This is a genomic window from Actinocrinis puniceicyclus (genome assembly GCF_018283645.1).
Classification (GTDB): Bacteria; Actinomycetota; Actinomycetes; order Streptomycetales; family Catenulisporaceae; genus Actinocrinis; species Actinocrinis puniceicyclus.
Genome location: NZ_JAGSXH010000002.1, coordinates 16,939 through 29,475, shown reverse-complemented (window position 1 = coordinate 29,475; position 12,537 = coordinate 16,939). Strand labels below are relative to the sequence as shown.

The window sequence follows — 12,537 nt, the reverse complement described above, 5'->3', positions numbered from 1 at the left end:
CAGGCGCTCTAACCGAGCTCTAACCGGCGCCGGCGGCGTACCTCCAGAACTCGCGCAACCTCTCCGGCGGGGTCGCGCTGGTCATCGAAGCCTGCGTCAGCAGGATCGCGACCGTGCCGGTCGCGGGTACGATGTGCGCCGACGTCCCCGAGCCGCCGATCCAACCGTAGCGGCCGGGCACGTTCCAGGGTTCCCTGGGCGTGACGTCGACCGAGCCGCCGAAGCCCCATCCCTGCCCCTCCAGGAACAGTTCGCTCGCGGCGCGCTGCCCGGCGGTCAGGTGGTCGCTGGTCATCAGCCGCACCGACTCGGCCGACAGCAATCTGCGACCGTTGTGCGCCGTGCCCTGATCCAGCAGCATCCGGCCGAAGGCGTGCCAGTCGTCGGCGGTCGAGACCAGTCCGCCCGCCCCGGACGGGAACACCGGCACCCTGCTCCACATACCGTCCGGAGGGTCCGCCGGGTGCAACGTGCCGGTTTCCGGATCCGTGCGGTAAAGGGTGGCGAACCGGTGGCGCTTGGCCTCGGGAACCGCGAACCCGGTGTCAACCATGCCCAGCGGTCCGAAGAACCGCTCGGCCAGGAAGTCGGGCAGCGGCATGCCGGTGCCGCGCGCTATCAGCACGGCCTGGAGGTCGGAGGCGACGTTGTACTGCCACCCTTCGCCCGGCTGCTGGAGCAGCGGGATGCGGGCGAGGGCGGCGAGCCACTCGTCGGGCGCGGCGTAGTTCTGCGGGATCATGCCATCGCGCATCACGTCGCGGAAGATCAGCTTCACCGCTGGGAGCGAGTAGTCCGCGGTAAGGCCGTAGCCGCAGCGGGAGGTCAGCAGGTCGTAGACCGTGATCGGCCGCTCGGCCGCGACCGTGTCGTCGATCGCGCTGCCCGGTGTGCGCACGACCCTCGGCTCGGCCAGTTCGGGCAGCCACCGCCGGATCGGATCGTCCAGTGCGATCAGGCCGTCGTCGACCAGCAACATGACGGCCGCCGCGACGACGGGCTTGGTGATCGAGGCGATGCGGAAGATCGTCTCTCGCGTCATCGGGGCGCTGTCTTCGAGGCCGCCGCCCTGTTCGAGGTGAAGCGACCCGACTGCCTCGACCTCGATCCGGCCGCCACGGTCGACGAGCGCCACGGCTCCCGGCACCCGGCCGCGCTCGACCTGGCGCTCCAACAGTTCCCGCAGACCGCCCATGCCGCACCGCCGTCCTCCCAAGCCGAGTGACCGCGTCAGCCTATCCGCGGGCCACGGCGAAGTCGCGTAACTCGCCGTCCGCGACGAGGACCGCCGGTCCGGTCATCTCGACGCACCCGTCTTCGCGTTCGACGATGCTCAGCCGGCCGCCCGGGACGTCCACGGTGTACGGCGTGCCGGGCCGTGACCCATCACGGCGCGCGGCCGCGATCATCGCCGCGCACGCACCGGTTCCACAGGAGCGGGTCTCGCCGACGCCGCGCTCGTACACGCGCATGGCGATGTGCTGCGGGCCGAGCGGCGCGACGAACTCGACGTTCACACCGCGGGGGTAAACCGCCACGGGCTCCCAGGTCGGCGCCGCGGTGAGCGGACCCGCCTGCGCCACGTCGTCGACGAAGACCACGGCGTGCGGGTTGCCCATGTCCACGTGCACGGACTGCGCTTCGAGACCGTTCCAGGCAATGCGCGCCGCGCCGTGTGGCCAGACGGGAACGCCCATGTCGACGGTGACGTCGCCGCCGTCCGCCGGAACGCGCACCGTCTTGATCCCGCCGCGCGTGGCCACGCCGAAGCTCCCGGGTTCGGCCAGACCCTGGTCAGCCAGGTAGCGGGCGAAGACGCGCACCCCGTTGCCGCACATCTCGGCGATCGAACCGTCACCGTTGTGGTAGTCCATGAACCAGGGCGCCAGCGAGGCGTCGCCCTCGTAGCCGGGCATCTTCGCGGTCGCCACGACCCGCAGCACGCCGTCCGCGCCGAGCCCCGCGCGCCGGTCGCACAGCGCGGCGACCCACGCGGGCTCCAGCGCCAGCGCGCCTTCCGGATCGGGCAGGATCACGAAGTCGTTCTGCGTGCCGTGCCCCTTGGTGTAGCGGATCATCTCACAATTCTACGGGCCCGCGGCCGAACCCGGCTCGGCCCGCACTCCCGGGTCCGCGAGCAGTTTGACGACCACATCGGCCAGTTCCTCGGCCAGGTGCTCATCGACCGGGGCGTGACCGGAGAGCGTGCGGTACCACATGGTGCCCCACACCAGGTCCACGGCCAGGTCGAGGTCGGTCTCGTGGCCCAGCTGGCCGTCGCGCTGCCCGCGGGCAAGGATCTCCCGCACGAGCGCCCGGCGGGGCGCGAGCAGACCCTGTTGCAGCACCTGCGCGAATTCAGGATCGTGCTGGGCCTCGGCCATCATGCCGCTGATCGCCGAGCCGGCCGCCGGGACCAGGCGGAACGAGGCGCGCAGCAGCGCGCGAAGATCGCGCACAGCATCCCCGGTGGGCGCGGGCCGGGCGGCCCGCTCGGCCAGTTCGCCTATCGCCTCCAGGACGAGCGCCCCTTTGGCGGGCCACCAACGGTAGATGGTCTGCCGGCCGACACCCGCCTCCTGCGCCACGCCCTTAATCGTCAATGCCTGATATCCATCGCGCATGGTCAGCCGCACGGTGGTGTCGAGGATCGCACGCCGCACGATCTCGCTGCGCGGCCTGCCGAGGGCGCCGGTCACGCGGTGCACTTTACAGGACACGACGCCTCGTAATAGCCTGAACGAGTTAAGAGACACGATGCCTCGAAAGTAACCTCGGGGGCCACGCCGGGCGCTGCGCGGCGCGCTGCAACGCGCGCCCGGCGGCGGTCTTCGAAGACCACGCGAACAGGACGTGCAATGCCCGCACAGCACACCGTGATCATCGGTGGCACGGCCGGAATCGGCCTGGCCACCGCGCAACAACTCGTCTCCGACGGGTACCGGGTGACCGTCGTCGGCCGCGACCCCGAGCGGCTCAAGCGCGCGCTGGGTGAGCTGACCGAGCACGCCCCCGACTCCCGCGCCGTACAGGGCCGCAGCGCGGACCAGGCCTCGCGCACCGACCTCGACGCGCTGTTCGCCTCGGTGGACGCCGTAGACCACCTCGTGGTCACCGCGCCGGGCACCGGCGCCGTCGGAGCGCTGGCCGAACTGGACCCGAGCACGCTGACGGCCGCCTTCGAGAGCAAGTTCACCGCCGCGGCGAACGCCGTGCAGGCCGCGCTGCCCACGCTGGCTAAGCACGGTTCGATCACGCTGGTCTCCGCCGCATCGGCGCAGTGCGCCATGCCCGGCACCGCGGGGCTCGCGGCGGTCAACGGCGCGGTGGAGACTCTGGTCCCGACGCTGGCGCTGGAACTCGCCCCGATCCGCGTGAACGCCGTGTCGCCCGGCGTCGTGGACACGGACTGGTGGAACCGGGTCGTCCCGGCCGAGCAACGCGCCGCGGTGCTCGACGGTTTCACCGGTTCGATCCCGGTCGGCCGGATCGCCCGGCCGCAGGAGATCGCGGACGTGATCGCGCTGCTGGTGCGCAACGGCTTCATGACCGGGACGGTCATCCCGGTCGACGGCGGCGCACGGCTCAAGCCGCAGGCGGCGTAGTCGCGCCTCAAGCAACCGGGTACAAGGAACGGCCGCCGACTGACACACGTCAGAAGGCGGCCGTTCGCTCGATCCGCGCTGAGGCCGAGGCGACCGCGGCCCCGGAGTCTGGTCCCGTACCCAGCGCGCGGCCGACGGCCCGGTTGTGTTCGGTCAGACGGCGTTCGGTCAGACGGCGGTCAGCCAGACGGCGTTCGGTCAGACGTTGAACCCGAGCGCCCGCAGTTGCTCGCGGCCGTCGTCGGTGATCTTGTCCGGGCCCCACGGCGGCATCCACACCCAGTTGACCCGGAAGTCGGCCACCAGCCCGTCGAGCGCGGAGCGGATCTGATCCTCGATCACGTCCTGCAGCGGGCAGGCCGCCGAGGTCAGCGTCATGTCGATGACCGCGACGTTCGAGTCGTCCACGGTCAGGCCGTAGACAAGGCCGAGATCCACGACGTTGATCCCGAGCTCCGGGTCCACCACGTCCTTCAGGTTCTCGGTGACGTCGTCGAGGGTGGCCACGTCAGCCATGCTTCTCGTCTCCTCCGGTGGACAGGGCTTGCGCGGTGGCGTCCTTGAGCGCCATCCACGACAGCAGGGCGCACTTGACGCGGGCCGGGAACTTGGAGACCCCGGCGAAGGCGACCGCGTCCTCCAGCACCTCCTCGTCGCCGGCCGACTCGCCCCTGGACTGCATCAGCTCCAGGAACGCCTCGTGGACCGCTAGCGCCTCGCCGACCTCCTTGCCGATCACCAGGTCGCTGAGCACCGAGGCGGAAGCCTGCGAGATCGAGCAGCCCTGCGACGCGTAGGACACGTCCTCGATGACTGCGTTCTCGCCGAGCGCCACGTCGGACAGGCGCACCCGCAGCGTCACCTCGTCGCCACAGGTCGGATTCACGTGGTGGACCTCGGCCTGGTACTGGTCGCGCAGCCCCTTGTGGTGCGGGTTGCGGTAGTGGTCCAGGATGATCTCCTGGTACATCGACTCAAGCTGCATCTGCGTCACGCTCCGAAGAAACGCTTGACGTGCTCCAGGCCTTCCACGAGCGCATCAACGTCCCCCTTGGTGGTGTATACGGAGAACGATGCGCGCGTGGTCGCCGGGACGCCGTACCGCAAGCACACCGGACGTGCGCAGTGCTGACCCACGCGCACCGCGATGCCCTGCTCGTCGAGCACCTGGCCCACGTCGTGCGGATGGATCGCGCCGAGAGCGGGCGATTCGAGCACGAACGAGATCGCCGCGCCGCGGTCCTCGGCGGTGTCCGGCCCGATGATCGTCAGACCTTCGACCTGCTTGAGCCGGTCGATCGCGTACTCGACCAGTTCGTGTTCGTACGCCGCGACGTTGTCCATGCCCAGCGCGGTGAGGTAGTCCACGGCCGCGCCCAGCCCGACCGCCTCGGCGATCGGCGGGGTTCCCGCCTCGTACTTGTGCGGGATCGGCGCGTAGGTGGTCGCCTCCATCGAGACGGTCTGCACCATCTCGCCACCGCCGAGGAACGGAGGCAGCTCCTCCAGCAGTTCCGCGCGGCCCCACAGCACCCCGATGCCGGTCGGGCCCAGCATCTTGTGCCCGGTGAACGCGACGAAGTCGGCGCCGAGCTCACGTACGTCCATCGGCATGTGCGGCACGGACTGCGAAGCGTCCACGACCACGAGCGCGCCGACCTCGTGGGCCCGGCGCACGATCGCGTCGATCGGGTTGAGCGTGCCGAGGATGTTGGAGACGTGCACCACCGCGACGACCCTGGTGCGCTCGTCGACGACCTCGTCGAGGTTCGACAGGTCGAGCCGGCCGCCGTCGGTCAGGCCGAGCCAGGCCAGCTCGGCGCCGGTGCGAGCGGCGGTCAGCTGCCAGGGCACCAGGTTGGAGTGATGCTCCATCTGCGTGGTCACGACCCGGTCGCCGCGGCCGATCCCGTTGCTCTCCCCCGCCCAGCCGAGCACGTTCGCGACCAGGTTCAGCGCCTCGGAGGAGTTCTTGGTGAAGATCACCTCGCGCGGGTCGGCGTTGATGAACCGCGCGACCTTGTCCCGCGCGCCCTCGTACAGCGCCGTGGCCTCCTCGGCGAGGGTGTGCACGCCGCGGTGCACGTTCGAGTGGTGCCGCTCGTAGTACTCGGTCATCGCGTCGATGACCTGCCGGGGCTTCTGCGACGAGGCCGCCGAGTCCAGGTAGACCAGCGCTTTGTCGTCCTGTACCCGCCGCTCCAGGATCGGGAAATCCTTGCGGACCAGCTCTGAGTCGAAGGCCGCGCGGCCTGCTTGACGCCGATCGGTGTTCATCGCGGCACGACCCCCGCAGCCTCCGTGTAGGTCTCGTAGCCCCCGGACTCCAGCTGCTCGGCCAGTTCCGCGCCGCCGGACTCGACGATGCGGCCGCCGGCGAATACGTGCACGAAGTCGGGCTGGATGTAGCGCAGGATGCGCGTGTAGTGGGTGATCAGCAGGGTGCCCACCTGGCCGGTCGCACGCACCCGGTTGATGCCCTCGGAGACGATGCGCAGCGCGTCCACGTCGAGCCCCGAGTCGGTCTCGTCGAGCAGCGCGATCTTCGGGCGCAGCAGTTCCAGCTGCAGGATCTCGTGGCGCTTCTTCTCGCCGCCGGAGAAGCCCTCGTTGACCGAGCGCTCGGAGAACGCCGGGTCGACCTGCAGCCGGGTCATGACCTCGTTGACCTCCTTGACCCAGGTGCGCAGTTTCGGCGCCTCGCCGCGGATCGCCGTCGCGGCGGTGCGCAGGAAGTTCGAGACCGACACGCCCGGCACCTCGACCGGGTACTGCATGGCCAGGAAGATCCCGGCGCGGGCGCGCTCGTCCACGGTCATGGACAGCACGTCCTCACCGTCGAGCAGCACCTGGCCGGAGGTGACCCGGTACTTGGGGTGCCCGGCGATCGAGTAGGCGAGGGTGGACTTGCCGGAGCCGTTCGGGCCCATGACCGCGTGGGTCTCGCCCTGCTTCACCGTCAGGTCGACACCACGCAGGATTTCCTTCGGGCCGCCTTCGGCTTCGACGGAGACATGCAGGTCGCGGATTTCGAGAGTGGCCATCTGTATCAAAGCTCCACATTGACGGCGACGTACACGTCATCGCCTTCGATCTTGACAGGGTAGACGGGTACCGGCTCCACGGCCGGCAGGCAGGTCGGTTTTCCAGTGCTCATCGAGAACGTCGAGCCGTGCAGCCAGCACTCGAGCTCACCGTCGACCACCTCGCCCTCGGACAGCGCGACGTTCGCGTGCGAACAGACGTCGTGGATGGCGTGCACCTGACCGGACGAGGTGCGCACCACCGCGACCGGGGTGCCGTCGACGTCCACGGCCTCCGGCTTGTCCGGCTCGAAGTCGGACAGGGCGCCGACCGGGTGCCACACGGGCGCGGGCCTGCTCATACGGCCGCCCCCGCAGCGCCTGCCGGCACGCCGGTGCGGGTGCGGGCCAGTTCCGCCTCGACCTGCTCCATCAGCCGCGCCTCCAGGTCGGGGATGCCGATCCGGCCGACCACGTCCGCGAAGAAGCCGCGCACCACGAGCCGGCGGGCGTCGTCCTCGGGGATACCGCGGGCCTGGAGGTAGAACAGCTGCTCGTCGTCGAAGCGGCCGGTGGCCGAGGCGTGCCCGGCGCCGATGATCTCGCCGGTCTCGATCTCCAGGTTCGGCACCGAGTCGGCGCGCGCGCCGTCGGTGAGCAGGAGGTTGCGGTTCAGCTCATAGGTGTCGGTGCCCTCGGCGGCGGCGCGGATCAGCACGTCGCCGATCCACACCGTGTGGGCGTCAGTACCCTGCAACGCGCCCTTGTAGGTCACGCGGGAGCGGCAGTTGGGCACCGAGTGGTCCACGAACAGCCGGTGCTCCAAGTGCTGGCCGTCATCGGCGAAGTACAGCCCGAGCAGCTCGGCGTCGCCGCCGGGCCCGGCGTACCTGATCCGCGGGACCAGCCGCACCAGGTCGCCGCCGAAGGTCACGTTCACGCACTTGAGCGTCGCGTCCCGGCCGAGCAGCGCATTCTGCTGGGCCAGGTGCACCGCGTCACGCTCCCAGTCCTGCACCGAGACGAAGGTGACCTTCGCGCCGTCGCCGATGAGCAGGTCCACGTTGGCCGAGCGGGCGCCGGTCCCGGTGTGGTTGAGGACGATGACGGCCTCGGCGAACGCTTTCACGTCGAAGACGAGGTGCACGAAGGCGGCGCCGCCCTCGGCGTGCACGTTGACCCGCAGCGGTGCGGCGAGCACGGCCTCCTTGGCCACGGTGATCACGGTGACCTCGTCGGCGGCCCGGTGGGCGTACGCCGCGGCGATGTCCATCGGGGCGCCCGCCGCGACGGCGCGCGGGTCCTGCCTGCCGACCTGTTCGGCGCCGGCGCCCTCGGGCAGCTCAAGCTCGATCTTGTCGCCGCCGCGCTGCGCGCCGACGGCCGCCGCCGTGCCGTCGTGCAGGCCGCGCAGCCGCGCGAGCGGGGTGAACCGCCAGTCCTCTTCGCGCCCCGTGACCGCCGGGAATGCGTCCGGATCGTGGGAGGTGAACCGCTCGCCGCGCGAGGCCAGCACCTCGGAGTGGGTCTTGCCGGTGCCGGGCCCGGCCAGCGGCACACCCGCGCCGGGGGCCGCCACCGTCACCGCCGCGGCCGTGGTCGCGCCCCGGTTCGTGCCGCCGCCGCTCGCGCCGGCACTGTTCGTCTCAGCCATGCGTCGTCTTTCGTCCTCGCCTCGAAGCCCTGCTGCCCGCGCCGCGCCGGCCGTCAGCCGACCGCGCCTTCCATCTGCATCTCGATCAGCCGGTTGAGTTCCAGCGCGTACTCCATCGGCAGTTCGCGGGCGATCGGCTCGACGAAGCCGCGCACGATCATCGCCATCGCCTCGTCCTCGGAAAGGCCGCGGCTCATCAGGTAGAACAGCTGGTCTTCGGACACCTTGGAGACGGTGGCCTCGTGGCCCATCTGCACGTCGTCCTCGCGCACGTCCACGTACGGGTACGTGTCGGAGCGGCTGATCGTGTCCACCAGCAGCGCGTCGCACTTCACATTGGACTTGGAGTGGTGCGCGCCCTCCTGGATCTGAACCAGGCCGCGGTACGAGGTGCGCCCGCCGCCGCGGGCCACCGACTTGGAGATGATCGTGGAAGAGGTGTGCGGCGCGGCGTGCACCATCTTCGAGCCGGCGTCCTGGTGCTGGCCCTCACCCGCGAACGCGATGGAGAGGGTCTCGCCCTTGGCGTGCTCGCCTAGCAGCCAGACCGCCGGGTACTTCATGGTGACCTTGGAGCCGAGGTTGCCGTCGATCCACTCCATGGTCGCGCCCTCGTGCGCCGCGGCGCGCTTGGTGACCAGGTTGTAGACGTTGTTCGACCAGTTCTGGATCGTCGTGTAACGCACCCGCGCGTTCTTCTTCACGACGATCTCGACGACCGCGGAGTGCAGCGAGTCGGAGGAGTAGATCGGTGCGGTACAGCCCTCGACGTAGTGCACGTACGAGTCCTCGTCCGCGATGATCAGGGTCCGCTCGAACTGACCCATGTTCTCAGTGTTGATCCGGAAGTAGGCCTGAAGCGGGATGTCCACGTGCACGCCCTTCGGCACGTAGATGAAGGACCCGCCGGACCACACCGCCGTGTTGAGCGAGGCGAACTTGTTGTCGCCGACCGGGATCACGGTGCCGAAGTACTCGCGGAACAGCTCCGGCTGCTCCTTGAGCGCGGTGTCGGTGTCCAGGAACAGCACGCCCTGCCGCTCCAGGTCCTCGCGGATCTGGTGGTAGACCACCTCCGACTCGTACTGCGCGGCGACGCCCGCGATCAGGCGGTTCTTCTCCGCCTCCGGGATGCCGAGCCTGTCGTAGGTGTTCTTGATGTCGGCGGGAAGCTCGTCCCAGGACGCGGCCTGCCGCTCGGTGGAGCGCACGAAGTACTTGATGTTGTCGAAGTCGATGCCCGAGAGGTCGGCGCCCCAGTTCGGCATGGGCTTGCGCTCGAACAGCCGCAGTCCCTTGAGCCGGTTCTTGAGCATCCACTCCGGCTCGTTCTTGAGCGCGGAGATCTCCCGGACGACCTCTTCGCTCAGGCCGCGTTTCGCGGTGGCCCCGGCGACATCCGGGTCGGCCCAGCCGAACTCGTACCTGCCCAGGCCCTCAAGCTCGGGATGCGTGGTCGTCATGCTGAGGCTCCTTCGGACTGTTCGTGCCGTGATACTCGCGGGGATGATGCTCGGGCGGGCGCCGGGTGCTCCGGCTGGCCGGCTGCGGCCGGCGCGGCCGGGATGAACGTGGTGCACACCCCGTCGCCGTGCGCGATGGTGGCCAGCCGCTGCACGTGCGTACCCAGCAGCTCGGCGAAGACCTGCGTCTCGGCTTCGCACAACTGCGGGAACTCCTCGGCCACGTGCTGGACCGGGCAGTGGTGTTGACAGACCTGCGCGCCCTCGACCGGATGCTTGCCGGGGGCCTGTTCAGCCGCCGTCGCGCGGGTCGAGGCCGCGTATCCGTCCGCGGTCAGCGCCTCGGCCAGCAGCCGGGGCCGCTCGGCAGCGGCGGCGCCGGCGAGCAGGAGGCGGTAGCGCTCGGCCAGGCCGGCGAAGCGACGGTGCGCGAAGGCGTCGATCGCCTTCTCGCCGCCGCTTTCGGCGATGAACCGAAGCGCGTCGATCGCCATGTCGTCGTACGTGTGGTGGAAGACCGCGCGCCCGGCGCCGGTCAGCGCGAACACCTTCGCGGGCCGGCCACGGCCGCGCTGGCCGTAGACTCGCTGCTCGCGGGCCTCCACCAGGCCCTCGGCCAGCAGCACGTCCAGATGCCGGCGCACTCCCGCCGGGGTCAGCGCCAGCCGCGCGGCCAGATCCGCGGCGGTGCTGGGTCCGTTGGCCAGGATCAGCCGGGCGACTCGGTTGCGGGTGCCGACCCGGTCCTCTACGGCGGCGTCGGGGGCGAGCGCAGGCAGGCCGGCCTCGGCGGACTGCTCCGCCTGCGGCCGTCGCCCGCGCACTTCCACGATTTCCACAACACCATTGTGGCCTTATTCCTTCCCCGGCCACAACTGAGGGTCGCCTAACTTTCCGTGCCGGCCGCGGCGGTGCCCCGCGGTCGGCTTCTACCGGCCGTCGAAACAAGTGGACCCACGTGAATTCCGGGGCGGAGACGGACCGTAGACTCGCACCATGCACGCAGCCCGGCGGTCGAGCGAGCGACCCTACGCGGTCGAAATCAGCGGGCTGGTCAAGCGATACGGACACAAGACCGCCGTACAGGGCCTCGACCTGCGGGTCGAGACCGGCTCCCTGACCGCGGTGCTCGGCCCCAACGGGGCGGGAAAGACCTCCACGATCGAGTGCTGCGAGGGTTATCGCAGGCCCGACGCGGGCACGGTGCGCGTCCTGGGGCTCGATCCGATCACCGAGGCCGCCGCGCTGCGTCCCCGCATCGGCGTGATGCTCCAGTCCGGCGGGATCTACCAGGCCATCCGCGCCACGGAGATGCTGCGGCACGTGGCTTCCATGTACGCCGATCCGCTGGACGTGGACGCGCTGATCGAACGCCTCGGCCTCGACTCCTGCGGCCGCACGCCCTTTCGCCGCCTCTCCGGCGGCCAGCAGCAGCGCCTCTCCCTCGCCCTGGCCGTCGTCGGCCGCCCCGAGCTGGTCTTCCTCGACGAACCCACCGCCGGGCTCGACGTGCAGGCCCGGCACGCCACCTGGGAGCTGATCGAGCAGTTGCGCGCGGACGGGGTGACTGTGGTGTTGACCACACACCTTCTCGACGAGGCGGAGCGGCTCGCCGACAAGGTCGCGATCATCGACTCCGGACGGGTCATCGCCTACGACTCCCCGCAACGGCTCGCCGACGGCACCCGGTCGCAGGACTCGATCCGCTTCGAGGCGCCCTCCGGCATGGACCTGACCGCCCTCTCCACCGCCGTCGCCCCGGGGTGCAAGGCCGTGGAGAGCGCGCCGGGCAGCTACCGGGTGGAGGGCGAAGTGACTCCGGACACGCTCGCCGCCACCACGGCGTGGTGCGCCGGCCTCGGGATCATGCCGCGCAACCTCGCGATCGAGCAGCGCAGCCTGGAAGACGTCTTCCTCGACCTGACCGGAAGGGAACTGCGGTGACCGCGTCCGCCGAGCCCGTGTCATCCCGTGTGCCCGCCGGCGCCGAGGCGGCCGACGGCGGCGGGAAGCGGGCAACGCTGCGCGAACCCGGCGCCTTCCGCCCCGACCCGCGGCCCGCCGCCCGATCCAGGATGATCCTCGCGCAGGCATCGCTGGAGACCAGGATGCTGCTGCGCAACGCCGAACAGGTGCTGCTCGCCATCGTCATTCCGGCGCTGATGCTGATCGCCTTCTCCGCCGAGCCCCTGGGCACCGTGACCGGTTCGAGCAGGATCGACTACTTCGCGCCCGGCGTTCTCGGGGCCGCGATCCTGTCGACCGCTTTCGCCAGCCAGGCGATCGCCACCGGTTTCGAGCGCCGTTACGGAGTGCTCAAGCGGCTCGGCGCGACCCCCCTGCCGCGCTGGGGCCTGATGGTGGGCAAATCGCTGTCCATCCTGGCGGTCGAGTGCCTGCAGGCCGCGCTGCTCGTGGTGATCGCGCTGGCGATGGGTTGGCATCCGCACGGCGACCCGTTCGCCGTGCTGCTGCTGATCGCGCTGGGCACCGCCGCGTTCAGCGGCCTGGCGCTGCTGCTGGCCGGTTCGCTGCGCGCGGAAGCGACCCTCGCGGTGGCCAACTTCGTGTTCCTCGTGCTGCTGGCGGTCGGCGGCGTGGTCGTGCCGCTGGACAAGTTCGGGCACGGCGCGCAGTCGGCGCTGCAGTTCCTGCCGATCGGCGCGCTGACCGACGGCCTGCGGGACGTGTTGCAGCACGGTTCGGCACTGCCGTGGGGACCGGTCGGCATCCTGGCTGTTTGGACCGTGGCAGCCATCGCGGCCGCCGCCAAGACCTTCAAGTGGGAGTAG

14 protein-coding genes are annotated in these 12,537 nt (G+C 70.4%); 3 read left to right on the top strand and 11 right to left on the bottom strand.

Annotation, left to right across the window (positions count from 1 at the left end; all coding sequences use genetic code 11):
- Positions 1 to 19 precede the first annotated feature (19 nt).
- Genes KGA66_RS00900 through KGA66_RS30735 form a run of 3 tightly spaced genes read right to left on the bottom strand, consistent with a single transcriptional unit; the run spans position 20 to position 2,699 of the window.
- Positions 20 to 1,195: a serine hydrolase domain-containing protein gene (locus KGA66_RS00900; RefSeq protein ID WP_211463404.1), complete on the bottom strand. Its 1,176-nt coding sequence runs from the start codon at positions 1,193 to 1,195 to the stop codon at positions 20 to 22.
- Positions 1,196 to 1,235: 40 nt separating this feature from the next.
- Positions 1,236 to 2,078 (bottom strand): diaminopimelate epimerase, encoded by an 843-nt coding sequence (gene dapF / locus KGA66_RS00895; RefSeq protein WP_211463403.1) that lies wholly within the window; start codon positions 2,076 to 2,078, stop codon positions 1,236 to 1,238.
- 9 nt (positions 2,079 to 2,087) lie between these two features.
- Complete coding sequence (locus tag KGA66_RS30735; protein ID WP_211463402.1) at positions 2,088 to 2,699, bottom strand: TetR/AcrR family transcriptional regulator; 612 nt, start codon at positions 2,697 to 2,699, stop codon at positions 2,088 to 2,090.
- A gap of 159 nt (positions 2,700 to 2,858) precedes the next feature.
- Between KGA66_RS30735 and KGA66_RS00885 the strand changes: the two genes are divergently transcribed.
- Positions 2,859 to 3,605 carry an SDR family oxidoreductase gene (locus tag KGA66_RS00885; protein WP_211463401.1) on the top strand — a complete coding sequence of 249 codons (747 nt, stop codon included), beginning with the start codon at positions 2,859 to 2,861 and terminating at the stop codon, positions 3,603 to 3,605.
- Between the two features lie 198 nt (positions 3,606 to 3,803).
- Here the strand turns inward: KGA66_RS00885 and KGA66_RS00880 are convergent, their stop codons facing one another.
- The 8 genes from KGA66_RS00880 to KGA66_RS00845 are packed head-to-tail and all read right to left on the bottom strand — an operon-like array spanning position 3,804 to position 10,524.
- A complete protein-coding gene (locus KGA66_RS00880) occupies positions 3,804 to 4,121 on the bottom strand; it encodes a metal-sulfur cluster assembly factor (protein WP_211463400.1) in 318 nt (105 codons plus the stop codon).
- Positions 4,114 to 4,590: a Fe-S cluster assembly sulfur transfer protein SufU gene (gene sufU / locus KGA66_RS00875; protein ID WP_211463398.1), complete on the bottom strand. Its 477-nt coding sequence runs from the start codon at positions 4,588 to 4,590 to the stop codon at positions 4,114 to 4,116. The genes KGA66_RS00880 and sufU overlap by 8 nt, the downstream gene beginning before the upstream one ends.
- Before the next feature lie 5 nt (positions 4,591 to 4,595).
- Entirely contained in the window at positions 4,596 to 5,882 is a 1,287-nt protein-coding gene (locus KGA66_RS00870) for a cysteine desulfurase (protein ID WP_211463396.1), read from the bottom strand.
- Positions 5,879 to 6,649 (bottom strand): Fe-S cluster assembly ATPase SufC, encoded by a 771-nt coding sequence (gene sufC, locus KGA66_RS00865; protein ID WP_211463394.1) that lies wholly within the window; start codon positions 6,647 to 6,649, stop codon positions 5,879 to 5,881. Before sufC ends, KGA66_RS00870 begins: the two co-directional genes overlap by 4 nt.
- Positions 6,650 to 6,654: 5 nt before the next feature.
- Positions 6,655 to 6,990, bottom strand: a complete 336-nt coding sequence (locus KGA66_RS00860; protein ID WP_211463392.1) for a non-heme iron oxygenase ferredoxin subunit — start codon at positions 6,988 to 6,990, stop codon at positions 6,655 to 6,657.
- Positions 6,987 to 8,282 carry a Fe-S cluster assembly protein SufD gene (sufD, locus tag KGA66_RS00855; protein WP_211463390.1) on the bottom strand — a complete coding sequence of 432 codons (1,296 nt, stop codon included), beginning with the start codon at positions 8,280 to 8,282 and terminating at the stop codon, positions 6,987 to 6,989. The genes KGA66_RS00860 and sufD overlap by 4 nt, the downstream gene beginning before the upstream one ends.
- 53 nt (positions 8,283 to 8,335) lie before the next feature.
- A complete protein-coding gene (gene sufB, locus KGA66_RS00850) occupies positions 8,336 to 9,745 on the bottom strand; it encodes a Fe-S cluster assembly protein SufB (RefSeq protein WP_211463388.1) in 1,410 nt (469 codons plus the stop codon).
- Positions 9,742 to 10,524 (bottom strand): helix-turn-helix transcriptional regulator, encoded by a 783-nt coding sequence (locus KGA66_RS00845; RefSeq protein ID WP_211463576.1) that lies wholly within the window; start codon positions 10,522 to 10,524, stop codon positions 9,742 to 9,744. Before KGA66_RS00845 ends, sufB begins: the two co-directional genes overlap by 4 nt.
- Before the next feature lie 217 nt (positions 10,525 to 10,741).
- On the opposite strand from KGA66_RS00845, the gene KGA66_RS00840 reads away from it, so the two are divergent.
- Both KGA66_RS00840 and KGA66_RS00835 read left to right on the top strand, forming a co-directional pair.
- Entirely contained in the window at positions 10,742 to 11,689 is a 948-nt protein-coding gene (locus KGA66_RS00840; protein ID WP_211463386.1) for an ABC transporter ATP-binding protein, read from the top strand.
- A 131-nt stretch (positions 11,690 to 11,820) separates the two neighbouring features.
- Positions 11,821 to 12,537 carry an ABC transporter permease gene (locus KGA66_RS00835; protein WP_211463574.1) on the top strand — a complete coding sequence of 239 codons (717 nt, stop codon included), beginning with the start codon at positions 11,821 to 11,823 and terminating at the stop codon, positions 12,535 to 12,537.

Bases quoted from the DNA above. Each gene is read 5' to 3' on its own strand.
- KGA66_RS00885 (WP_211463401.1), top strand. From the start codon at position 2,859: ATGCCCGCACAGCACACCGTGATCATCGGTGGCACGGCCGGAATCGGC.
- sufC (WP_211463394.1), bottom strand. From the start codon at position 6,649: ATGGCCACTCTCGAAATCCGCGACCTGCATGTCTCCGTCGAAGCCGAA.
- KGA66_RS00860 (WP_211463392.1), bottom strand. From the start codon at position 6,990: ATGAGCAGGCCCGCGCCCGTGTGGCACCCGGTCGGCGCCCTGTCCGAC.
- sufU (WP_211463398.1), bottom strand. From the start codon at position 4,590: ATGCAGCTTGAGTCGATGTACCAGGAGATCATCCTGGACCACTACCGC.
- KGA66_RS00835 (WP_211463574.1), top strand. From the start codon at position 11,821: ATGATCCTCGCGCAGGCATCGCTGGAGACCAGGATGCTGCTGCGCAAC.
- sufB (WP_211463388.1), bottom strand. From the start codon at position 9,745: ATGACGACCACGCATCCCGAGCTTGAGGGCCTGGGCAGGTACGAGTTC.
- KGA66_RS00840 (WP_211463386.1), top strand. From the start codon at position 10,742: ATGCACGCAGCCCGGCGGTCGAGCGAGCGACCCTACGCGGTCGAAATC.
- sufD (WP_211463390.1), bottom strand. From the start codon at position 8,282: ATGGCTGAGACGAACAGTGCCGGCGCGAGCGGCGGCGGCACGAACCGG.
- KGA66_RS00880 (WP_211463400.1), bottom strand. From the start codon at position 4,121: ATGGCTGACGTGGCCACCCTCGACGACGTCACCGAGAACCTGAAGGAC.
- KGA66_RS00900 (WP_211463404.1), bottom strand. From the start codon at position 1,195: ATGGGCGGTCTGCGGGAACTGTTGGAGCGCCAGGTCGAGCGCGGCCGG.
- KGA66_RS00870 (WP_211463396.1), bottom strand. From the start codon at position 5,882: ATGAACACCGATCGGCGTCAAGCAGGCCGCGCGGCCTTCGACTCAGAG.
- dapF (WP_211463403.1), bottom strand. From the start codon at position 2,078: ATGATCCGCTACACCAAGGGGCACGGCACGCAGAACGACTTCGTGATC.